Source organism: Pseudomonas sp. LF020 (genome assembly GCF_053456425.1).
Genome location: NZ_JBRFIX010000004.1, coordinates 405,796 through 429,120, shown reverse-complemented (window position 1 = coordinate 429,120; position 23,325 = coordinate 405,796). Strand labels below are relative to the sequence as shown.

Below are 23,325 nucleotides of genomic sequence, written 5' to 3'. Positions count from 1 at the left end.
CTTCGCTCACGGCTTTCTCTTCGCTCACGGCTGCTCCTTGCGGGCCTGCTCCAGGCCAGAGTCGATCAGGTCCAGGTATTCCTGACGGAACACCTCGATGTCGTGCTGTTCCTGCAGATAGCGATACGCCTGCTCGCCCTTGGCCTTGAGTTCGTCGTCCGACAGCGCGAGATAGTTATCCAGCGCGGCGACCAGACTCGGCACGTCCTTGGGCGTGATCGCCAAACCACCGGCACCTTCGATCAGCGGCAACATCGCCGGCACGTTCGAAGCGATCACCGGCAGGTGTCCGCTCATGCCTTCGAGCAAGGCCAGGCCCAGGCCTTCGGCCAGCGATGGCATGGTCCAGATGTCGAACGCACGCACGTACTGCAGCGCGTTTTCCTTGAAACCCAGCAGGTGCGCACGGCCGCTCAAACCCAGTTGCTCGATCTCGGCTGCCAGCGGCGCCTGTAAACGCCCGGCGCCAATGATCGCCAACTGCGTATTCGGGTACTTGTCCTTGAGTTGGGCGAAAGCCTGCAACAGGTAGGTGTGGCCCTTGACCGACACCAATCGCCCCAGCGCACCAATCAAGCGCACATGCGGATCGATGCCCAGCAGCTCACGCGCTTTCTCACGACTGTGCTGCAAGCCTTCCGCCTGCTCGATATCGATGGCATTGGTAATGGCATAGGTGTTCTGGTCGGTGAAGCCGCAATTGCAATCGAGCAAGTATTGTTTGACCGCTGGCGACACACCGACGAAGCGCCAGTGCCGATCGATCAGACGCTGGGTCTGACGACGGCGGTAGAAGCGATCGTACTCACCGAAACCGTGGGAGATGCCAATGCACAGCGGCACCTTCAACCAGCGGTTGAGCGCCAGCATCATGTTCACCGGTTTGAAGCGGTTGCAGATCACCACGTCGAACTTTTCCCGGCGGCAGAACTTGTACAGCTGCCACATCGCCCGCAGGCGCATACCCTTGAGCGACTTGTCGGAAAACTCGAAGTACACCGAATGGTCGGCCCGGCTTACCGGCTCGCCCGGCCCCGGTTTGCCGCGCAGGAAAGCCGCGGTGATCTCATAGCGATCGCTCGGCAGCGCCTTGACGATCTGCTCGGCGAGGTCGGCAAAGTCATGGGCTTTGACGTTGTAGTCGGGTTGCAGCTGCAACACCTTGGACCGTTGACTCATGACTCTCCCCGCTGGACGCCTGTCTCACCGTGCTTCAGTAGCCAGAACAACTCCTGGCGCCTGACCGCTTTTCGAAAAAATTCGTTTTCGCCGTACACCGACGCGGCCCGCCCGGCGAGCACACGCTGGATAATCCGGCGCAGACGCCGCTTGAACGGTGCCGGCGGCTGCAGGTCATGCATCATGCCCAGCGCCATGGCCTTGTCCCGTTGCAGCTCGATGGACAGTGGCAGGCACAGCGGCTGCATCGGCACCGCCGCATCGAAGGCCGGCGGCAAGGCAATGCCCTGCCCGGTGTTGCCCATCGGCCAGCGGTCGTTGTCATGCAAATGGTTGGCATAACCGAGCAGCGCCGGCTGCCAGTCGAGACCCTGGAGCGCCTGCAAAACCGCTTGCTGGGCGCAGATATGGTCAGGGTGCGGATCGAGGGTCGGATGCGGCAGCACGATCACCTCCGGACGGGCGCGCAGCAGCACTTCACGCAGGTCGGCCAGCAGGTTGTTCCAGGTCGGCGCACCATCGGCATCGCCCGGCAGAGTGAACGGATTCAACTGACGAAACAGGCGCGTGTCATTCAGATCCGCTTCGCGCGAGCCCACCGCCTGATTCGGCGCAGCCTGCATCGCCGCCAGTTGCAGGCAGAAGTAACCGAGTTGTACGCAGTGTTCCTGCGGCACACCGGCCCAACGCGGCACGGTAAGGCTGTCCCAGGCACGCAGACGGCCTTTGAGCCGCGCCGCCTCGACCTTGTTCATGCCCATCTGCTGATAGTGTTCGGCTTCGATCTCACCCGCAGTCAGGGTGACAATCCAGGCGTCATCGGCCTGACTGTACAAGCCATACGCCGCCAGTTCGGCATCGTCGGCGTGCGGTGCAATCACCATCACCCGCTGACGGCGGTAGTCCGGCTGCTCCAATGCCCACAGCAGCGGCTCACCGGTCACTCGGCAGAACCGCCCGCGCAGGCGCAACTGGCCTTGCGACAGAGCTTGCGCCTGACCGCTGAGGTTCAGGTAGCGCAGGCCATTGACCCCGCGCTCGAAGGTTTGCACATCCGGATGCGCCCCGCCGAGCAGTTCGACGCGCGGATCGAAAAAGCGTCCCAGCCAAGTGCTTTTGACTTTTACCGCGAGGATCAACGTCGCTTCGTCGACCAGCATCACGCCGTCATCCAGACGCAATTGCTCGCCGCTCAAATGCACCTTCGGCTGCGGTGTAAACGGTGGAAAACTGTACTGGTAATCGTCTTTCGGCGAATAGAACAAATGATCGGCAAACCACGCCTCGTGGGCGACCCACCCGACGAGCGCGAGCACCAGCGGTAACCACCACGCGACCAGCACCCCGAGCGCGATCAACACGATCAGGGCGATCAGCAAGGTGATGCGTTTATTGCGACGATGACGCTTGAGCAGTTGCTGTTTGCGGCTCATGGGCTGACTCATACGGTGAACACCGGCACAGGATTGCACCAGCGATCCTTGTATTCACGGTCGGCGCGACCGAAGGAAAACCGCAGCGGCTTGTTCAGCGCCCGCGCATGCTCCCAGGCACTTTGCGTATTGAGGAAGCTCAACACGCTGCCGGGGCTGAATTCGCGGGTTTCGGGATCGACGCCGCCGTTGATGTACTCGACGCTGATCCACTCCGGCGCTTCGACGCGGTACACCAGTTGAATGGCGATCGGCGCGTCGTTGAGGAAGATCACCGAACCGATCAGCAGCTCGCGCAGCAGCTCGATGACTTCGGCCATGCGCGCCGCGCCGGTGGCCGGGAAGCCCCAGCGGCGCTGGAACAGATCACAGTAGATCGCCGCCAGTTCGGCGCTGGAGAACTCGCCGACTGCACGCACCACGCCACCCGCCTCTTCCAGCAGGCGCAATTCGCGGCGCTGGTTATAGCGAAACTTCTTCGACAGCTCTTCGGGGGTGCGGGCCATGGCCAGTTGTTCGGTCTGCAACTTGAGGCCGCTGAAGCGGTTTTCGTTGAGCGCCGACAGATAGCGTGCGCGATGACGCAGCGGGGCCTGGGCATCGGCGGCGGCCGGCAGGATCAGCTCGGCATTGCCGAGGTCGAACAGGCCTTTCTTGCCATTGCGCTTGAGCACGTCTTTGGACAATGCCAGATCGCGGCCCCAGGTCGGGATCGCCGCTTTGACTTCGCCGTCCTGTTCCCATGCCAGATAACGCACCGGGATGCCGGCCAGATCCGCCAGACGTTCGACCACCATCGGATGCGTCGCGACGCTGCCGCCAAAACGCTGCCAGGCGGTGGCATAGGTGGAGGCGTCAACGGGCGACCAGCCACGTTCGCGCCAGCCTTGAAATCGGTTGAGCATCAGCCCCTCGGTGCCAGTTCGGTAACTTGCGGCAGACGCCAGAAGGTGTCGCGCACCGCACGGTCGGAGAAACGCTCACGCAGGCGATCGAGCATCAGCTCGGCGCACTGCCGGCGTTGCTGATCATCCATACCGGCCAAATGTTGCAGGCCTTGTGCAAGGTGTTCGGCATCGCCCAGCGGGAACAGAATGCCCACGCCTTCGACCACTTCCTTGGCCCCGCCACAGGCCGTGGCGAGCAACGGCACGCCGGCGGCCATGGCCTCCAGCAATACCATGCCGAACGGTTCGTGATCAGAGCTCAGGGCAAACACATCGAAGGCGCGGAAGTAGTTGCGCGCGTCCGGTACCTGACCGAGAAACAGCACCCGGTCACCGATACCCAGTTCCCGGGCCAGCTCCTTGAGGTCCTGCTCCAGACGGCCCTTGCCGAGAATCACCAGTTGGCTGCTGCCCGGCAAACCCGGCAACGCCGCGGCGAAACCGTGCAGCAAGGTGGCCTGATCCTTGTCCGGGTGCAGCCGTCCGACGTTGCCGACTATGAACGCATCCGCCGCCAGACCGAGGGTCTCGCGGGCTTCGCGGGCCGACACCTGACTGGCCTGCAAGGCCGGCACATCGATGCGGTTGTACAAGGTCTGGATGCGGGTCGACGGCCATTTCGGCAGACAGCGCCGCATGTCGTCGCGCACGGCATCGGAGACGCCGAGCAGACTCAGACGCTTGCGGAAAATGTGCGCGAACAGCTTGCGCGTGCCGCGTTTGTAATCGTCAAACGCGTGGTGCACGCCAATCACCGGCAGTGACGTGCCGAGCAAGGCGATGTAGATCGGCTTGAAGCGATGGGCGATGCAGAAACTGAAATTGCGTGAAGCGGCGATCTTGCGCAGATCGCCGATGGCGCCCAGCTTCAGGCCACGAATGGCCTTGGAGCTGTATTCCATGAACAACACTTCATCGGAAGCACACGCTGCGGCCACCTCGCTATCGGCGGCCCCGGTCAGAAAGACCGTGGTCACCCGATAACCGGTGCCCGCGAACAGGCTGGCGTACTGCCGTGCGCAGTCGAGGAACGGCCCGTCATAGCCGTGACAGAACTGCAGCACATGGCGTTCAGCCGAGCGAGTCATAAGCGTTTGCGCCCTCTTTGACCACCAGAATGTCTTCCATGATCAGGTACTGCAGATCGGAGCCGAAGAACATGTTCAGGGCGTCGGTCGGCGAGCAGATCATCGGTTCACCACGACGGTTCAGCGAGGTGTTCAGCGACACGCCGTTGCCGGTGAGGTTTTCCAGCGCCTTCATCATGTCGTAGTAGCGCGGGTTGTATTCGCGCTTCAGCACCTGGGCACGGGATGTACCGTCTTCGTGGACGACTTCCGGCACGCGGGTCTTCCACTCTTCCGCCACTTCGAAGGTGAAGGTCATGAACGGCGCCGGGTGATCGATCTTGATCATCTGCGGTGCAACGGTGTCGAGCATCGACGGGCAGAAAGGCCTCCAGCGCTCGCGGAACTTGATCTGGTGGTTGATGCGGTCAGCCACACCGGCCACGCTCGGGCAACCGATGATCGAACGACCGCCCAGTGCACGCGGACCGAACTCCATGCGGCCCTGGAACCAGGCCACCGGGTTGCCATCGACCATGATTTTGGCGATCTGCTCCGGCATGTTGTCGAGCTTGCGCCAGGTCGGCTTGTTCTCGTGACGGGCGCACGCGGCGATCACGTCTTCGTTGCTGTACGACGGGCCGAGGTAGACGTGTTCCATCTTCTCGACCGGCACGCCACGGGCGTGGGACACATAGGCTGCTGCGCCGACCGCGGTGCCGGCATCGCCGGACGCAGGCTGGACGAACAGTTCCTTGATGTCATCGCGGGCGATGATTTTCTGGTTCAGCTTGACGTTCAGCGCGCAGCCACCGGCGAAGGCCAGCTTGCCGGTTTCCTTGAGCACGTCGCCCAGGTAGTAATCGATCATCTGCAGCGCCAGTTTCTCGAACAGCGCTTGCATGCTCGCGGCGTAGTGGATGTACGGTTCGTCGGCGATGTCGCCTTCGCGCTTCGGCCCCAGCCATTCGATCAGCTTTGGCGAGAAGTAGAAGCCTTTGCCCTTCTCTTTGTAGCGACGCAGGCCGATCACGTTGGCGTAGTCAGTGTTGATCACCAACTCGCCGTTCTCGAACGAGGCCAGGCGCGAGAAATCGTATTTGCTGGCGTCGCCGTACGGCGCCATGCCCATGACCTTGAACTCACCGTCGAGCATCTCGAAACCGAGGAACTCGGTAATCGCGCCATACAGGCCGCCGAGGGAGTCGGGATCGAAGAATTCCTTGATCTTGTGGATCTTGCCGTTTTCGCCATAACCGAAGAAAGTCGTGGCGTACTCGCCCTTGCCGTCGATGCCGAGGATCGCGGTTTTCTCTTTGAAACCCGAGCAGTGGTAGGCGCTGGAGGCGTGAGCGAGGTGGTGCTCGACCGGCTCGATCTTGATCTTCTTCGGATCAAAACCCAGTTGCTCCAGGCACCAGACGATCTTGTTGCGATAGCGCTTGTAGCGACGGTTGCCCATCAAGATCGCATCGAGGGCGCGATCCGGTGCGTACCAGTAACGCTTGGCATAGTGCCAGCGGGCCTTGCCGAACAGGCTGATCGGGGCGAACGGAATCGCCACCACGTCAACGTCGGACGGCTTGATACCGGCCTGTTCCAGGCAGAACTTCGCCGATTCGTAGGGCATGCGGTTCTTTGCATGCTTATCGCGGACGAAGCGCTCTTCTTCAGCCGCCGCCACCAGCTTGCCGTCGATGTACAAGGCGGCTGAAGGGTCATGGCTAAGGGCGCCGGACAGGCCAAGAATCGTCAATGCCACAGGGTCTAGCCTCTTTAGTCTGCATTCAGGCGCGATGCGCCTCGAAAATTGATGTGCCCTCGCACCGGGCGAGAGACAGCTAAAGGGCGGGATTATAGCGTAAAAGCGCCGACAAGCCTCTAGCGGAACTGGCCAGCCTTCGCGTTGACACTCCCGAGCCTCTCAACATAGACTTCCGTGCAAATGGGCTGGGGGATCCCGGTCGGCGCTAATGCCTCGGTGAGATCACCGGGGCTTTTCGCTTTCTGGGGGAGGGAAAACCTTCAACCCCCAGTTCTCGAAACCTTTCCCAACTTTATTCCGCCCACCGCTGCAATAGAACTTGCGCCTGAGCACATCAAACGCGCGATTTTCCTGACCCGCCCTCAAAACACTCATGCCGATGGGCCTTGCAACAAGATCAGCCAGCTGCAATCCGGTGGAATTGACTTGTTTTGTGGCGAAGACGATGTCAAACGGCAGTTGAACCCCCAATCGGTTAGACCCGCCACAAACCCTGCGAAACTCCAGCTCAAGCTCGTTATCCTCCCGCTTGCCTCGCCGCTCGAAAATCATATGCGTTAACACTTTATGTTGATGCTTTTCCTGCAAAAACTCATGCAGCGTTTCCAGACAGAATCCGAGAGCCAAGTGGTAGGGGTTGTCAGCAGATGCCTGCTTTTCGCGCAGCAAGGCCTTGTCGATGACGCAACTGATCAGGACGAAATTGATGGCCTCGATAATGCCGGTCAATTCATCGAGAAAGGCATGCTTGTGCATTCTCGAAGTGAACAGGCTGGAGAATGCACCTTTCTCTTTTCGAATCTCGAGCTCATGCAGCACGATCAGATCGTGCCCCATATGGTTGAACTTGAATTTCTGGACGGCCGGAATGACCTTTTCGCAGTAATGCCTTTTGTGAAAGACGCAAAAAGCAAGCACGAATATAGGGTAATAGGGATCCAGCTTCTGCATCCCTTGATCACCGCTTTCATCAACATAGACGATGTAGTCGCTGTATCTCCCGGACGGATACAAGAGCGCTGCCGCTTCAACAATCGCTTGCGACTCGCTCTGGTTTTCAAACAGAGAAAATTGCAAAACAGTTACCCGCGATCTGTTCGCCAATAGATGCCGATATTGCCATCCACGACCTGTTGATAAATCGTATACGGCAACATCACCGTATCCAGCACCCCGGACAACGGCAGGTCCAGCAGCACGAACGGCAGCAGCACGCCGGTAGGGTCAGGTGGGGCATTCAGTACGCAGAAATCGAACGCCAACCCGCTGTAGATCCGTGGAATCGATTGGCAGTAGGTCTTTTGTTTGCGCAGGTCGCGGGCGACGTCGGCGTCCATTTGCATTACCGAAGCGGCGGTGCCGCAGCCGGATAAAAGCCATGCGCAGGTGCTGAGTGTTACGGCGTTTTTGATGGTCAAGTCTTGCCCTCCAAAGTGGTCAGGGCAAGCTAGCACCGGGGCTGGGGCGGGCACAGTTCATGGCTTCTGGAGAAGCTGTAGGACAAGTCAGTGGAGTTTGTCCGCTATTGCTCAACGGGAGTTTTTTGGGGATTGAACGCCCTATCGCGAGCAGGCTCACTCCTACAAGGGAATGCATTTCCATGTGGGAGCCAGCCTGCTGGCGAAGACGGCTCAGGCCGCGCTGGAGATGTCCTTGGGCAACCGCTGATCGATCACCTGATACAACGCGCTGCTCTCGGGCCAGTTGCGCATGAACCGCGCCCGATCCCGCGCATAGGCCGGCGCGAAACTTCCGACAGAGCCGTGCTGGCACATCGAATCCAGATCGATCAGCGCCCAGCGATCTTCCTGCCAGAACAGGTTATGGCCCTTGAAGTCGCCATGGCTGATGCGCTCGGCAATCAATCGTGCAAACAGTTGATCCAGCGCCAACAACTCGGATTCCGGCGCCGCACCGCTTTCAACATACGGCGCAAAGCGCTCGATGATGTCCGGCCCCGGCAGAAACTCGGTCACCAAGTAGGCGCGGCTGCGTAGCCACAAAAAGCGCTTTTCCAGCACCGCCAGCGGTTTCGGCGTGGCGATGCCGAGGAACGCCAGGCGATTGCCTTCACGCCACGAATGCCAGGCGCGGCTCGGGCGCCAGAAGCGCTTGAGCCAGTGCGCAAAGCCTTTGATGTTGTAGCGCTTGATCACCAGTGTGCGCCCGGCCACTTCGACTTTGCCGACGCTCGCCGCGCCGCCGGTCTTGTACAGATGGCCCTGATCGAGCAGCGCATCGGCCTGATCCAGTACCGGGAGCATCGCCGCTTCTTCCTCGCGACGGATCGCCCGCAAGCCAAACGCACCGCGCTGCACACTGAACAACGTGCACTCGCGGCCCACCTTGATCAGGTAATCCTTCAGCCGCCAGGCGCGCACCTTGGCGATCTGCTTCTGCAAGGCTTCCAGCGGCAACGCGTGCTCGCTGTTGCTCAGCAGGTAATACACCAGCAATTCTTCGGTGAACGGCTCCAGTGACTTGGGCAACTGGGCGAAAAACACCCCGAGGTTTTCCAGCACTTTCTGCCGTGACAAGGGCTGGCCAGCGGTCTCGGCGCAGATCCCGGCGCCATCGATCAGGTACAGCTGACCGCCCTGGCGCAGCAGGTTGTCCAGGTGCAGATCTTCCTGCCACAGGCCTTTGCCATGCAGTTGACCGATCGCACCCAGCGCCTCGGCGAGCACCGCCGATTGCTCGTCCGCCAGCACCGGCAGTGATTCGACTTTCTGCCAGGCATCACCGAGGCTTTCAGCACCTTCGAGGAACTCGAACAGCAGCCAGCCGCCCTCGCCATCCTTCAGGCCATCAGCCAACAACAGCGGCGTGGTCAGACCCTGTTCAGCGAGCAACTTGACGCCCGCCAGTTCGCGCTGAAAATGCCGCGCCGCCTTGCTGCCCACCAGCAATTTGGCCAGCACCGGCCGCCCGCGCCAGACCCCGGCACCGACATAGCGCTGCCCCGGCAGCACCCGCAGCAAGCTCAACAACTGCAAATCCGCAGGACCGGCCGCGTCGGCCAGGCTGATCGTCAGCGGCAGACTCGGCGTGCGCCCGGCATTTTTCAGTTCGGACAACTGCATCAACGGGTCTCCTTGCGACTGCGCCGTGCAGTCAAGCGCGTCACCCAGCTGTCGACCAGCGAACTATCGACTGGCTGATCGAGATAGGCCGCGAGCAACTCGCGCAATTGCGCCTCGCTCCATTCCGGCGCGCGACGCAGCAGCGGCTCCAAGTCCTTGACCCGGTCGCGCATGCCGAACAGCAAGGGCCGGGTCTTTTCCAGGTCGATCAACTGCGCCTTATACGCGTCGCCATCAGCCTGCAAAAAGATGTGTTTCGGATAAAAGCAGCCGTGCACCTGACGCACGCCGTGCAGCTGGCGCGCCAGCTGTCCACAGGCCTTGAGAATGGCCGAGTGCTGCGCGGCGGTCAGCTCGGACCAGCGCTGCAGCAGCGAGTCGAGATCATCCCAACCATCGAGGGCACGGGTCAGCAGGATCGCCCGGACATCGCCCTTGACCTTGCGCTCACCGAAGAACGCCGCCTGTAGCGCCGGAATCCCCAGCTTGTTGTAGCGGCTGATGTTACGAAACTCACGGGCGAAACTCGGCTCGCCAAACGGCGCATGCAGGGTGCGGGTCAGGTAGTTGCTCTGGCGCTTGAGGTAGTAGGCCTGCCCTTCCAGCTCCAGACGAAACACGCTGCTCCAGCCACCGCCATCGGTGTTCGGTTCGTCCACGGCTTCAAGCTGTTTGGCCCAGAGCGCGTCGAAAGTGCCGAGGCCATGACGCTCAAGCAGCGCCCGGTCTTCAGCAGCCAGGAAATCAGTCATTCGCGTCCCTCGAAAAATCTCACTACGTGGCGAATCCGTTTCTTGTCGGCGGCATTCAGCCGATCACGTCCGCGGTATTGCAGGTAGAAGCGCAGGCGCTGGGTGTTCGACAGGTGATATTTGGCCACCTTGTCGAGACAGGCCAGATCCTTGGTGATCCGGTACTTGAGCCAGAAGCCGCGCCAGAATTCGCCGTTCGGGCAGTCGATGAAATACAACTGCGCCTGATCGTCGATCAGCAGGTTGCGCCACTTCAGATCGTTATGGGTGAAACGGTGGTCATGCATGATCCGTGTGTAAGCGGCCAATTGCCGGCTGACACCATCGACCCAGGCGCGATCCTTGAGTTTCGGATCGCTGCGTTCGGCCAGCGCCGAGAGGTCTTCGGTGCGCGGCAGCTCGCGGGTAATCATCGCGCCACGGGCATAGGCCGCACCACGTCGCTCCAGCCCCCAGGCCACCACTTCGGCGGTGGGAATGCCCCACTTGGCGAAGCGCTTGAGGTTCTGCCACTCCATCTTCACCCGGGGCTTGCCCAGGTAACGGCGCAAGCCTTTACCGGCGCCGACGTAGCGTTTGACGTAGTAATTCACACCGTTGCGCTGCACGCGGATGACTTCGGACAGCGGATCACGGGTCAGACGTTCGCCCTGCAGGGCAAACACCGCTTCGAGGCTGCCGAAATCTTCGCTCAGTTCGCGGTATTGCGGTTCCAGAGTCCAACCCGCCATCAGAGCGCATCCCCGTAACGCTGTTTGCGCGCATAGAGCTTGTTGGCCTTGCCTTCGAGCCAGCTCAGCAGCGGCGCTTCTTCGGCGAGGATCTGCCGTAGCGGCTGCTGGAAGTAGCCTTTGAGGAAACGCAGTATGTCGCGTCGGGTCAGGCCGATGTCCAGCGCCGAAAAATACAGCGCGGCCAGATCCTTGTTGCGCCAGCGTTGAGTGATCCGAGGACGGGTCTGGGCGCGGTGCAGGTCGATTACCGAGAGTTTGAAATCGTCCGGGGTGATCGGCTTGTCGGTGTGCAGCAGGAAGTGGCAGATGTAGCAGTCGCGGTGGTTGACCCCGGCGCGGTGCATCATGCCGGTCATGCGCGCGACTTCAGCGATCAGCGCGTGCTTGAGTTTCGGCTGCGGCGGGTTCTTGACCCAATCGATGCTGAAATCTTCGAGGCTGATGGTCGGCGCCAGCTCTTCGGTGACGATGAATGAATGCTGATCGGCCGGGTTGCTGCCCTTCTCACCGTAAGCCACAGCGGTCATGGTCGGCACGCCGACTTCCTGCAGACGCTGGATTGCCTTCCATTCCTGTCCTGCGCCGAGCACCGGCAGCTTGGCAGTCAGCAGGTTCTTGAAGATCTCGCCCCAGCCGATGCCACGGTGGATCTTGACGAAAAATCCGTTGCCGTCGACTTCCGTGCGCAGCGTGCGTCGAGCTTCCAGCTCGCGATAGACCTCGCCCTGCAAGCCTTCGACTTCGGCGAACGGGTCGCGCCCGGCCCAAAGGCTCTTGAACGGTTCAGCCAGCATCAACTTCATTTAAGCGTGCTCCGCCAGAATCACATCGGCCGCGTGCTGCGGCATGCTGTAGAGGTCGGCCGTCTCGGCGAAGGCCAGACCATTGCGGCTCCAGGCCGCGCGTGCAGCGTCGTCATTCAACATGTCAGTCAGGTATTGCGTCAGTTGCGCCTGATCGAACGGTTCGTCCAGCACACGCCCGGCGTCCGCCTCGGCAATGTAATGGGCATAACCGCAGACCGCGCTGACCAGCACCGGCAACCCGGCGACCAGCGCTTCGAGCAGCACGGTGCCGGTGTTTTCGTTGTACGCCGGGTGGATCAGCAGATCGGCGCCGAGCAGGAAACGCGGGATATCGCTGCGGCCCTTGAGGAACGTCACGTTGTCGCCCAGGCCCAAAGTGGCACTCTGCATCTGGAACAATTTGGGGTCATCCTGGCCGATTACAAACAGCCGGGTGCGCTTCTTCAGCTCGGCGGGCAGTGCGGCCAGCGCCTTGAGGCTGCGATCGACGCCCTTGGTCTTGAACCCGGAGCCGATCTGCACCAGCAGCAGTTCGTCGTCCTTGAGGCTGAATTCGGCGCGGAAACCGGCGCGAATTTCGTCGGCATCCGCCGGCCGCCGACGATCCTGGGCGATGCCCGGCGGCAGCAGGTGGAAGCGCTCAAGCGGGGTGTCGTAATGTTTGATGAACAGCGGCTGCTGCACTTCGGAAATCATCAGCACTTCGGTTTTCGCGTCCTTGGCAAACACCGCGCGCTCGTACTCGGCGAAGTGCCGGTAGCGGCCCCAGCGGCGGTACAGCGAGTGGCGCAGGTTCTGCGCCTTGTCTTCGAAGCAGCCGTCGGCGGCGTAGTAGACGTCCAGCCCCGGCATCTTGTTGAAGCCGATCAGGCGGTCCACCGGACGCTTGGCCAGATCCGCTTCCATCCACGCCGTGAGTTTCTCATTACGACGGTGGTTGAAGAACGCCTTGACCGGCGCCACCAGCACTTCGAAACCGGGCGGCACGTCGCCTTCCCAGATCAGGGTGTAGACGCGAATCTGATGGCCGCGCTTCTGGCATTCGAGGGCGATGCGCATGAAATCGCGCTGCAAGCCACCGAACGGGAAATATTTGTACAGGACGAATGCCAATTGCATCAGCGCAGCTCCTCAGCCATTAACAACGTGCTCAGACGGCTGGCGACACGCTCGGGATTTACACGCGTGAAGCACAGAGGCTGCTCGCGCTTGAGGTCAAACTGACGGGCATCCTGCGCGGTCGGTTGATACGTACATTTCTTTTGCAGGCACGGGGCGCAGGGGAAATCACTGGCCATGTGAATCTGCACCTTGCCGTAGGCGCCGGTGAGGCCCGGATTGGTCGGGCCGAACAGGGAAATCGTCGGCACATCCAGCGCGGCGGCCAGATGACCGAGACCGGTGTCCACCGCGACGCAAGCCTGGGCGCCGGCCAGCACTTTGCCGACCCCGGCCAGATTCAGCTTCGGCAGCACTTCGGCGTGCTTGAAGCCAGCAGCGATACGCTCGGCGCGCGCCTTCTCCAGCGGGTTGCCCCACGGCAGTTTGACCCCGACGCCCAGATAGCCGACCCGCTCGGTCAGCTCGCGCCAGTAGGCTTCCGGCCAGTGCTTGGTGTCCCACGTGGTGCCGTGCAGGAACACCACGAACGCACTCTTGCGCGGCAATTCCACCAGACGCTCGACGTTGAGGCCGTAGTCGCCCAGCCCTTTGGGCAGGTCATAACCAAGGGCGATGGCGAACAACTGACGCACTCGCTCCACCGCATGCTGCCCACGGGCCACCGCCAGTTTGCGGTCGTAGAACCGCGCGGCGATCGGCTCACGCGCCGAGCCTTTGTCGAGGCCGGCCACCGGGGCTTTGACGTAGCGTGTCAGCCAGGCGCTTTTCAGCAGGCCCTGGGCGTCGATCACCAGGTCATATTTGTTCGCCCGAACGGACTGCTTGAAGCGCTTCCACTCGCCGCTCTTGATCGTCTGCCAGAGGTTCTTGCGCCAGCGGCGGATCGCCACCGGAATCACCTTGCCGACGGCCGGGTGCCAGGTCGGAATCTCGGCGAAGCCTTCTTCCACCACCCAGTCGAACTTGATTCCGGGAATGGCCCGGGCCGCGTCGGTCAGCGCCGGCAACGCGTGAATCACGTCGCCCAGCGATGAAGTCTTGATCAGCAATACCCGCAACTTAATGAACCTCGACCACAGTGCCCTGCAGTTTCTGCAAGGCATCGTTGACCGCGTCCGGCATCAGCTGGCGCAGGCAGTTGTAATGGCCGAACCGGCAGGTACGGTCGAAGCACGGGCTGCAATCCAGACCCAGCCGAACGATTTCCACATGCTCGGCCAGCGGCGGGGTGAAGCCCGGCGACGTCGAGCCGTAGACCGCCACCAACGGACGGTTCAGCGCCGCCGCGACGTGCATCAGGCCAGAGTCGTTGGACACCACCGAGTCGGCACAGGACATCAGGTCGATGGCCTCGGCCAGCGAGGTGCCGCCGCTGAGGTTGACCGATTCTTCACGCAGGCCGGGAATCAGCCGTGCGCGAATGTCTTCGCCCACCGCGTGATCGTTCTTCGAGCCGAACAGCCACACCTGCCAGCCTTCGCGAATCCGCGCTTCAGCGACCTTGGCGTAATGCTCGGACGGCCAGCGTTTGGATTCGCCGAACTCGGCGCCGGGGCACAGGGCCAACACCGGGCGGTCGAGGGTCAGGCCGAACTTGGCCAGCGCCGCTTCGCGGGTCACCGGATCAATTTGCAGGCTCGGACGCGGATACGGTTTCGGCAGCTCGGTGTTCGGCTCGTAAGCCAGCGCCATGAAGCGCTCGATCATCAGCGGATAACGTTCTTTATCCAGCGTGCGCACGTCATTGAGCAGACCGTAGCGGAATTCGCCACGCCAGCCGGTGCGTTGCTTGATGCCAGCGAAGAACGGCACCAGCGCCGACTTCAGTGAGTTCGGCAGCAGGATCGCCTGATCGTACTGGCCGGCCAGGGACTTGCCGATTCGCCGACGTGTCGCCAGCTCCAGCGCGCCATGGCCGAGCGGAAAGCTCAAGGCCTTGCGCACTTCGGGCATGCGTTCAAGGATCGGCCGGCTCCACTCGGGGGCCAGCACGTCGATTTCGCATTGCGGGTGGCGCTGCTTGAGACACTGAAACAGTGTCTGCGCCATCACCATGTCACCGACCCAACTGGGCCCAACGATCAGAATATTCATGTGGTTTCCATAAACGAACCGGGGAGGCCAATGCCTCCCCGCCTCGAGAATCCAGCACCCACCAGCACTGGCTGGAGGGTCATTTGGACGAGCCGGTAAAGACTCGTCAGATCAATTCGTACATTCAGCATAAACCTCTGTGGCGAGGGAGCTTGCTCCCGCTGGGCTGCGTAGCGGCCCCAAAACGTCACATCACTTTATACCTGACACACCGCGCCGCCTGACTGACGACTGCTTCGCAGCGGAGCGGGAGCAAGCTCCCTCGCCACAAGGGCTCGCCTCCATGCTCGATGAATCAGCTTAGCCCCAGCTCTTTCCAGATCCGCAATACCTGCCGGCGCTCCTCGACAAACTGGTCGCCTGCAATCACCCCGGCATCCTTCTGCAAGGCCTGCCGGTGGGCGGCGGAGCGATAGGCTTTATAGGCCTCGCGCAACAGGCTGGTATCTTCGGCAGGCATCAGCCCTTCGTGTTCCAGCTCTTCCAGAATGCGGATGTTATCGGTCCAGCGCAGCAATGGCGGGTGGCTGTGCGACCACGCCAGGGCCGCGTATTGCACCATAAATTCAATATCGACGATACCTCCGGCGTCCTGCTTGAGGTCGAACGGCGCCGTGGCCTCGAAGGCATTTGCCGCGGTACCGGCCGCCGTGCTCTTGCTGCCGAGGTTATCGCGCATCTTGGCGCGCATCTCGCTGACTTCATGCTGCAGCTTCGCCAGATCCCGCGCCTTGCCCAAAACCTGCGCGCGGACTTTCTCGAAGGCCTGACCGACATCCTGACTGCCGACCAGCACCCGCGCCCGCACCAGGGCCTGATGCTCCCAGGTCCAGGCTTCATTTTCCTGATAGCGCTCAAACGCCCCCAGCGAACTGACCAACAGCCCCGACGCACCGGACGGGCGCAAACGCATGTCCACTTCATACAACTGGCCGGAGTTGGTCTGCGCCGTCAGCAAGTGAATGATCCGCTGCCCCAACCGGGTGAAGAACTGCGCGCCATCGATCGGCTTCGGCCCGTCGGTTTCCGCCTGCGGATCGCCGTCATGGATGAACACCAGGTCGAGGTCCGAACCATGCCCCAGTTCCAGCCCGCCGACTTTGCCATAACCGACAATGATGAAGCCGGGATCGCACAGGCTGCCGTCAGTGCGCAGCGGCGTGCCGTACTTGGCCACTGTCTGACGCCAGGCCAGCGCCAGCACTTGCTCGAGAATCGCTTCGGCGAGCCAGGTCAGGTAATCGCTGACTTTCATCAGCGGCAGGCTGCCGGCGATTTCCGAGGCAGCGACGCGCAAACGGTGCGCCAGTTTGAAATGCCGCAGCGCTTCCATCTGTTGTTCGAGGTCGTCTTCGGGAATTCGCGTCAGGCGCTCGCGCAGCTCGGCGGCCAGTTCCGGCGCCAGTGGCGGCTTGAACAGCCGGCCTTCATTGAGCAACTCGTCGAGCAGCAGCGGGAAACGGGTGATCTGTTCGGCAATCCACGGACTGGCCGCACACAGCGTCAGCAAACGCCGCAGGGCGCCGGGGTTTTCCGTCAGCAAGACCAAATAAGCCGAACGCCGGGCGACCGCTTCGACCAGCGGCAGCACCCGCTCCAGCACCAGATCCGGGTTGTCATGCTCCACCGCTTGAGCCAACAGACGCGGAATAAACGCATCGAGACGCTCGCGACCCAGCCGCTGCATGGCGCGCAACTGCGGGCTGCCACGCAAACTCGCCAGTGCTTTCAGGGCCTTGGTCGCATCGGCAAAGCCACCCTCTTCGAGCTGTCGGCAAGCAGCCTCTTCGTCCTGCTCCTCTTCCCACAGCGGCAACCATTCACCGCCGACCACCACTTCACAGTCGGCGCCCTCCTCTTCATCGGGGTCGGCAATTACCTGCGCAAAGTGCCAGGCCACCCGACCGCGCCAGAACATCAGTTTTTCGTGGAAGGCCTGCCAATCGGCAAAACCGAGCATGAAGGCGATGCGCGCCTGATCCTGAGCGCCGTCCGGCAACATCTGGGTCTGGCGATCGGCAATCGCCTGGATCGCGTGCTCGGTGTAACGCAGGAATTCATAGCCTTCGCGCAGCTCGCTGATCACCGCCGGCGGCAGGTAGCCCTGGCCTTCCAGCGTGCTCAGCACCTTTAATAGAGGACGCTGCTGCAGGCTCAGATCGCGCCCGCCGTGGATCAGTTGAAAGGCCTGAGCGATGAACTCGACTTCGCGGATCCCGCCGGAACCGAGCTTGATGTTGTCGGCCATGCCCTTGCGCCGCACTTCCTGTTGGATCAACTGCTTCATGGTGCGAAGCGCTTCGATCGCCGAGAAGTCCAGATAACGCCGGTAAACGAACGGGCGCAGCATGTCGAGCAACTGCGCGCCGGCCGCTTGATCGCCGGCCACCACCCGCGCCTTGATCATCGCATAGCGTTCCCAGTCGCGGCCCTGATCCTGGTAATACTGCTCCAGTGCATTGAAGCTCAGCACCAGCGCGCCGGATGAACCGTACGGACGCAGGCGCATGTCGACGCGGAACACGAAGCCATCGACGGTCATCGGATCGAGGGCCTTGATCAGGCGCTGACCGAGACGAATGAAGAATTCCTGATTATCCAGCGCGCGTTTCACGCCGACGGTTTCGCCGCCCTCGGGGTAGGCGAAGATCAGGTCGATATCCGAAGACAGGTTCAGCTCGACCGCGCCGAGCTTGCCCATGCCGAGAATGACCATCTGCTGCGGCAAACCGCTGCGCCGGCCGGTCGGTGTGCCGAATTGCTGGCAATGGCGGCTGTACAGCCATTGGTAGGCCTGGTCGATGGTGGCGTCGGCCATGTCGGAAAGGTCGCGGCAGGTCTGCACCAGATCGGCCTGACGGTTGAGGTCACGCCAGATGATCCGCACTTGATGGCGGGCGCGCTGGCGGCGCAGGACGCGACCGAGTTCGTCTTCGCTTTGCGCGGTGTTCACGGCGGCGGCAATCTGCGCGCACAGCTCTCCTGGCGCGAACGGTCGGTCGAGTTCACCGGACTGCACCAGTGACAGCAACATCAAAGGGTCACGAACGCTCTGTTCAATGACGAAATCGCTGGCGGCACTGACGCGGGCGAATTGCGCCCAGCGTTCCGGCGTCCAGTTCGAGAAGCCGAGATCGTCTTCCAGCGCGGCGACGGCCGTACGGAACGACTGCTCGGATCGAGTGACCAACGGCAAGAGAATGGCGGGGAGTTCGGCAAGCACGGGCAGGGTCATGGTCTATCCTTGATCGGCGTGTAAATGGCCGCTTGTAGTGTTTGATGAAAACCCGCTACGCGAAGGACTGTCGAACAAAAGTTAGAAATAGCTGAAATTTCTTCTTCTTTGGCATCCAGCATCAAACTTTCACCTTTTTCGGATGGTAATCGACCAACCTTAACGATTATTCTCACAACGCAGTCGGAGGCCACAAGCCTTTCCTCTGTAGTTTTACTACTCGTCTATACAGGCGAAAGGCTGAAATGCTCAAAGATTTGTAGTAAAACTACACGCCGCCGGAACAACCTGTCGGCAATCCAAAAATTTTAAATCGTCTGCCCACAAGGCCAGTCGCAAACTCAGGCAACCGATTCTGGAAGCCTTTCCGCCCTGGAGCAAGCCATGCAAGACCTCGATCCCGTCGAAACCCAGGAATGGCTGGACGCCCTGGAATCGGTTCTCGACAAAGAAGGCGAAGACCGTGCTCACTATCTGATGACCCGTATGGGTGAACTGGCGACCCGCAGCGGTTCGCAGCTCCCTTACGCCATCACCACGCCTTACCGCAACACCATCCCGGTAACCCACGAAGCACGCATGCCTGGCGACCTGTTCATGGAACGCCGCATTCGCTCGCTGGTGCGCTGGAACGCGATGGCCATGGTAATGCGTACGAACCTGAAAGATTCTGACCTGGGTGGTCACATCTCCAGCTTCGCTTCCAGCGCGACCCTGTATGACATCGGCTTCAACTACTTCTTCCAGGCCCCGACCGACGAACACGGCGGCGACCTGATCTACTTCCAGGGCCACACCTCGCCAGGCGTTTACGCCCGCGCGTTCATGGAAGGCCGCATCACCGAAGACCAGATGAACAACTTCCGCCAGGAAGTCGACGGTCAGGGCCTGTCGTCCTACCCGCACCCTTGGCTGATGCCTGACTTCTGGCAGTTCCCGACTGTATCCATGGGTCTGGGTCCGATCCAGGCGATCTACCAGGCACGCTTCATGAAGTACCTGGAACACCGCGGTTTCATCCAGCCGGGCAAACAGAAAGTCTGGTGCTTCCTGGGCGACGGCGAGTGCGACGAGCCGGAATCCCTCGGCGCGATCTCCCTGGCCGGCCGCGAGAAGCTGGACAACCTGATCTTCGTCATCAACTGCAACCTGCAGCGCCTCGACGGCCCGGTTCGCGGCAACGGCAAGATCATCCAGGAACTCGAAGGCGTGTTCCGCGGTGCTCAGTGGAACGTGACCAAAGTCATCTGGGGCCGTTTCTGGGACCCACTGCTGGCCAAAGACGTCGACGGCATCCTGCAACGTCGCATGGACGAAGTCATCGACGGCGAGTACCAGAACTACAAAGCCAAAGACGGCGCGTTCGTTCGCGAGCACTTCTTCAACACGCCTGAACTCAAGGCGATGGTTGCCGATCTGTCCGACGACGAGATCTGGAAACTCAACCGTGGCGGCCACGACCCGTACAAGGTCTATGCGGCGTACCACGAAGCGGTCAACCACAAAGAACAACCAACCGTCATCCTGGCCAAGACCATCAAGGGTTATGGCACCGGTGCCGGCGAAGCGAAAAACACGGCGCACAACACCAAGAAAGTCGACGTCGACAGCCTGAAGTTGTTCCGCGATCGTTTCGACATCCCGGTCAAGGACGAAGAGCTGGAGAACCTGCCGTTCTTCAAGCCAGAGCCAAACAGCGCCGAAGCCCGCTACCTGAGCGAGCGTCGTGCAGCCCTGGGCGGTTTCGTACCGCAGCGCCGCGCGCAGAGCTTCAGCGTACCGACCCCGGACCTGGACACTCTGAAAGCCATCCTCGATGGTTCGGGCGACCGTGAAATTTCCACCACCATGGCCTTCGTGCGGATCCTCGCGCAACTGGTCAAGGACAAGGAAATCGGCCCGCGCATCGTGCCGATCATCCCGGACGAAGCCCGTACCTTCGGTATGGAAGGCATGTTCCGTCAGTTGGGCATCTACTCCTCCGTCGGCCAGCTCTACGAGCCAGTCGATAAAGACCAGGTGATGTTCTACAAGGAAGACCAGAAAGGTCAGATCCTTGAAGAAGGCATCAACGAAGCAGGCGCCATGAGCTCCTTCATCGCTGCCGGTACTTCGTATTCCAGCCACAACCAGCCGATGCTGCCGTTCTACATCTTCTACTCGATGTTCGGCTTCCAGCGTATCGGTGACCTGGCCTGGGCCGCTGGCGACAGCCGTACCCGTGGTTTCCTGATCGGCGGCACCGCCGGCCGTACCACCCTGAACGGTGAAGGCCTGCAGCACGAAGACGGTCACAGCCACCTGCTGGCCGCGACCATCCCGAACTGCCGCACCTACGATCCAACCTACGGCTACGAGCTGGCGGTGATCATTCAGGACGGCATGAAGAAGATGACCGAAGAACAACAGGACATCTTCTACTACATCACCGTGATGAACGAGTCGTACCAGCAGCCAGCCATGCCGGCCGGTGCCGAAGAAGGCATCAAGAAAGGCATGTACCTGCTCGAAGAAGACACCCGCGATGCAGCGCACCATGTACAGCTGATGGGCTCCGGCACCATCCTGCGTGAAGTGCGTGAAGCGGCGAAGATCCTGCGTGAAGAGTTCAACATCGGCGCTGACGTATGGAGCGTCACCAGCTTCAACGAACTGCGTCGCGACGGCCTGGCCGTAGAGCGCAGCAACCGTCTGAAGCCTGGCCAGAAGCCCAAGCAGAGCTATGTTGAAGAGTGCCTGAGCGGCCGTAAGGGGCCGGTCATTGCCTCTACCGACTACATGAAGCTGTTCGCCGAGCAGATCCGTCAGTGGGTACCGTCCAAGGAATTCAAAGTCCTGGGCACCGACGGTTTCGGCCGCAGCGACAGCCGCAAGAAACTGCGTCATTTCTTCGAAGTCGACCGTCATTTCGTGGTGTTGGCAGCCCTGGAAGCACTGGCTGACCGTGGTGATATCGAACCTAAAGTGGTGGCCGAGGCCATCGTCAAGTTCGGCATCGACCCGGAAAAACGCAACCCACTGGACTGCTGAGGAGACATTTTGTGAGCGAACTCATTCGCGTACCTGACATCGGCAGCGGTGAAGGTGAAGTAATTGAACTGTTTGTGAAGGTCGGCGACCGTATCGAAGCCGACCAGAGCATCCTGACCCTGGAATCGGACAAGGCCAGCATGGAAGTGCCGGCCCCGAAAGCCGGCGTCATCAAGAGCCTGAAAGTCAAGCTGGGCGACCGCCTGAAAGAAGGCGACGAACTGCTCGAGCTGGAAGTCGAGGGCGCCGCGCAAGCGGCTCCTGCGCCTGCCGCTGCACCGGCGGCAAAAGCTGAAGCCAAACCGGCTGCCGCGCCTGCTGCCGCTGCTCCTGCGCCAGCCGCTGCCCCTGCTGCCGCTTCGGTGCAGCAAGTGCACGTGCCGGACATCGGTTCGTCGGGCAAGGCGCAGATCATCGAGATCCAGGTCAAGGTCGGCGACACCGTCGAGGCTGATCAATCTTTGATCACCCTCGAATCCGACAAGGCCAGCATGGAAATCCCGTCGCCTGCCGCGGGCGTGGTCAAGGCCATCAGCGTCAAGCTCAACGACGAAGTCGGCACCGGCGACCTGATTCTGGATCTGGAAGTGGCGGGTGCTGCGGCCCCTGCCGCGGCCGCTCCGGCTCAGGCTGCTGCGCCGGCCGCTGCCGCTGCGCCTGCTCCTGCAGCAGCCCCGGCTGCTCCAGTTGCTGACAGCGTTCAGGACATCCACGTTCCGGACATCGGTTCGGCCGGCAAGGCCAAGATCATCGAAGTGTTGGTCAAGGCTGGCGACAGCGTTGAAGCCGACCAGTCGTTGATCACCCTGGAATCCGACAAGGCGAGCATGGAAATTCCATCGCCTGCCGCTGGCGTGGTGGAAAGCATTTCCATCAAGCTGGACGACGAAGTCGGTACCGGCGACCTGATCCTCAAGCTGAAAGTCAAAGGCGCGGCCCCTGCTGCTGCCCCGGCTCCGGCCGCTGCTGCTGCACCAAGCGCTCCGGCACCGGCCGCTGCTGCTCCGGCTGCCGCTGCACCTGCTGCTACCGCTCCGGTTGCTGCTCCGGCCAAGCCTGGCGCCAAAGTTCACGCCGGCCCTGCCGTGCGTCAACTGGCCCGCGAGTTCGGCGTCGAGCTGAGCGCTGTAGGCGCCAGCGGCCCACACGGTCGCATCCTCAAGGAAGACGTGCAGGTTTACGTCAAGGCGATGATGCAGAAGGCCAAGGAAGCGCCAGCTGCTGGCGGCGCAACCGGTGGCGCGGGTATCCCGCCGATTCCGGTCGTGGACTTCAGCCGCTTCGGTGAAATCGAAGAAGTGCCGATGACCCGCCTGATGCAGGTCGGCGCTGCCAACCTGCACCGCAGCTGGCTGAACGTGCCGCACGTGACGCAATTCGACTCGGCGGACATCACCGAGCTGGAAGCCTTCCGTGTTGCGCAGAAGGCCGTCGCCGAGAAGGCCGGCGTCAAGCTGACCATCCTGCCACTGCTGCTCAAGACCTGCGCGCACCTGCTCAAGGAACTGCCGGACTTCAACAGTTCGCTGGCGCCAAGCGGCAAGGCGATCATTCGCAAGAAGTACGTCAACATCGGTTTCGCGGTCGACACTCCGGATGGCCTGCTGGTCCCGGTGATCAAGAACGTCGACCAGAAGAGCCTGCTGCAACTGGCTGCAGAAGCGGCTTCGCTGGCTGAAAAAGCCCGCACCAAGAAGCTCTCTTCGGACGAGATGCAAGGCGCCTGCTTCACCATTTCCAGTCTTGGCCACATTGGCGGCACCGGCTTCACGCCGATCGTCAACGCGCCGGAAGTGGCGATCCTCGGTGTTTCCAAGGCAACCATCCAGCCAGTCTGGGACGGCAAAGCCTTCCAGCCGAAACTGATGCTGCCACTGTCGCTGTCCTACGATCACCGCGTGATCAACGGCGCTGCTGCTGCACGCTTCACCCAGCGTCTGGGCAGCCTGCTGGGCGACATCCGCACCATCCTGCTGTAAAGCAATCGGCCCTCCGGCAACGGAGGGCCGATCGCGTTCCACGTTTTCGAGCGCCACACGCTCGTACCTCAACCCCGTCAGTTTGACGGGGCTTTTTTT

General features: G+C 61.4%; 18 protein-coding genes. 2 read left to right on the top strand and 16 right to left on the bottom strand.

Annotation, left to right across the window (positions count from 1 at the left end):
• Positions 1–24 precede the first annotated feature (24 nt).
• From ACU680_RS12480 to ACU680_RS12405, 16 genes are all read right to left on the bottom strand, one after another.
• Positions 25–1,179, bottom strand: coding sequence for a glycosyltransferase family 4 protein (locus tag ACU680_RS12480; protein ID WP_367082761.1), 1,155 nt, complete (start codon positions 1,177–1,179; stop codon positions 25–27).
• On the bottom strand, positions 1,176–2,612 hold the full coding sequence (locus ACU680_RS12475; protein ID WP_448179578.1) for a PIG-L deacetylase family protein: 1,437 nt from the start codon (positions 2,610–2,612) through the stop codon (positions 1,176–1,178). Before ACU680_RS12475 ends, ACU680_RS12480 begins: the two co-directional genes overlap by 4 nt.
• Positions 2,613–2,620: 8 nt before the next feature.
• Positions 2,621–3,517, bottom strand: coding sequence for an antimicrobial resistance protein Mig-14 (locus tag ACU680_RS12470; RefSeq protein ID WP_367082758.1), 897 nt, complete (start codon positions 3,515–3,517; stop codon positions 2,621–2,623).
• Positions 3,517–4,647 (bottom strand): glycosyltransferase, encoded by a 1,131-nt coding sequence (locus ACU680_RS12465; RefSeq protein WP_367082756.1) that lies wholly within the window; start codon positions 4,645–4,647, stop codon positions 3,517–3,519. The genes ACU680_RS12470 and ACU680_RS12465 overlap by 1 nt, the downstream gene beginning before the upstream one ends.
• Positions 4,631–6,388: a carbamoyltransferase family protein gene (locus ACU680_RS12460; protein ID WP_007967355.1), complete on the bottom strand. Its 1,758-nt coding sequence runs from the start codon at positions 6,386–6,388 to the stop codon at positions 4,631–4,633. Before ACU680_RS12460 ends, ACU680_RS12465 begins: the two co-directional genes overlap by 17 nt.
• 225 nt (positions 6,389–6,613) lie before the next feature.
• Positions 6,614–7,468 (bottom strand): DUF3800 domain-containing protein, encoded by an 855-nt coding sequence (locus ACU680_RS12455; protein ID WP_448179577.1) that lies wholly within the window; start codon positions 7,466–7,468, stop codon positions 6,614–6,616.
• 5 nt (positions 7,469–7,473) lie between these two features.
• Complete coding sequence (locus tag ACU680_RS12450; RefSeq protein WP_448179576.1) at positions 7,474–7,809, bottom strand: YceK/YidQ family lipoprotein; 336 nt, start codon at positions 7,807–7,809, stop codon at positions 7,474–7,476.
• Between the two features lie 213 nt (positions 7,810–8,022).
• Entirely contained in the window at positions 8,023–9,474 is a 1,452-nt protein-coding gene (locus ACU680_RS12445) for a lipopolysaccharide kinase InaA family protein (RefSeq protein WP_448179575.1), read from the bottom strand.
• Entirely contained in the window at positions 9,474–10,226 is a 753-nt protein-coding gene (locus ACU680_RS12440) for a lipopolysaccharide kinase InaA family protein (protein ID WP_448179574.1), read from the bottom strand. Before ACU680_RS12440 ends, ACU680_RS12445 begins: the two co-directional genes overlap by 1 nt.
• The gene (locus ACU680_RS12435) at positions 10,223–10,957 is read right to left on the bottom strand and encodes a lipopolysaccharide kinase InaA family protein (RefSeq protein WP_448179573.1); all 735 of its coding nucleotides are present in this window, start codon (positions 10,955–10,957) and stop codon (positions 10,223–10,225) included. Before ACU680_RS12435 ends, ACU680_RS12440 begins: the two co-directional genes overlap by 4 nt.
• Complete coding sequence (gene rfaP, locus ACU680_RS12430) at positions 10,957–11,763, bottom strand: lipopolysaccharide core heptose(I) kinase RfaP (RefSeq protein WP_448179572.1); 807 nt, start codon at positions 11,761–11,763, stop codon at positions 10,957–10,959. Before rfaP ends, ACU680_RS12435 begins: the two co-directional genes overlap by 1 nt.
• Entirely contained in the window at positions 11,764–12,885 is a 1,122-nt protein-coding gene (locus tag ACU680_RS12425) for a glycosyltransferase family 4 protein (RefSeq protein WP_047600757.1), read from the bottom strand.
• Positions 12,885–13,946, bottom strand: coding sequence for a lipopolysaccharide heptosyltransferase I (gene waaC / locus ACU680_RS12420; protein ID WP_329698901.1), 1,062 nt, complete (start codon positions 13,944–13,946; stop codon positions 12,885–12,887). Before waaC ends, ACU680_RS12425 begins: the two co-directional genes overlap by 1 nt.
• A 1-nt stretch (position 13,947) precedes the next feature.
• Positions 13,948–14,982: a lipopolysaccharide heptosyltransferase II gene (gene waaF, locus ACU680_RS12415; protein WP_448179571.1), complete on the bottom strand. Its 1,035-nt coding sequence runs from the start codon at positions 14,980–14,982 to the stop codon at positions 13,948–13,950.
• A 295-nt stretch (positions 14,983–15,277) separates the two neighbouring features.
• Positions 15,278–18,217 carry a bifunctional [glutamate--ammonia ligase]-adenylyl-L-tyrosine phosphorylase/[glutamate--ammonia-ligase] adenylyltransferase gene (gene glnE / locus ACU680_RS12410; protein WP_448179570.1) on the bottom strand — a complete coding sequence of 980 codons (2,940 nt, stop codon included), beginning with the start codon at positions 18,215–18,217 and terminating at the stop codon, positions 15,278–15,280.
• Positions 18,214–18,339, bottom strand: a complete 126-nt coding sequence (locus ACU680_RS12405) for a hypothetical protein (RefSeq protein ID WP_256198919.1) — start codon at positions 18,337–18,339, stop codon at positions 18,214–18,216. Before ACU680_RS12405 ends, glnE begins: the two co-directional genes overlap by 4 nt.
• Before the next feature lie 262 nt (positions 18,340–18,601).
• Here ACU680_RS12405 and aceE point away from each other — a divergent pair, with 262 nt between their 5' ends.
• Complete coding sequence (gene aceE, locus ACU680_RS12400; protein WP_003220999.1) at positions 18,602–21,247, top strand: pyruvate dehydrogenase (acetyl-transferring), homodimeric type; 2,646 nt, start codon at positions 18,602–18,604, stop codon at positions 21,245–21,247.
• Between the two features lie 11 nt (positions 21,248–21,258).
• The gene (aceF, locus tag ACU680_RS12395; RefSeq protein ID WP_367082742.1) at positions 21,259–23,226 is read left to right on the top strand and encodes a dihydrolipoyllysine-residue acetyltransferase; all 1,968 of its coding nucleotides are present in this window, start codon (positions 21,259–21,261) and stop codon (positions 23,224–23,226) included.
• Positions 23,227–23,325: the final 99 nt, after the last annotated feature.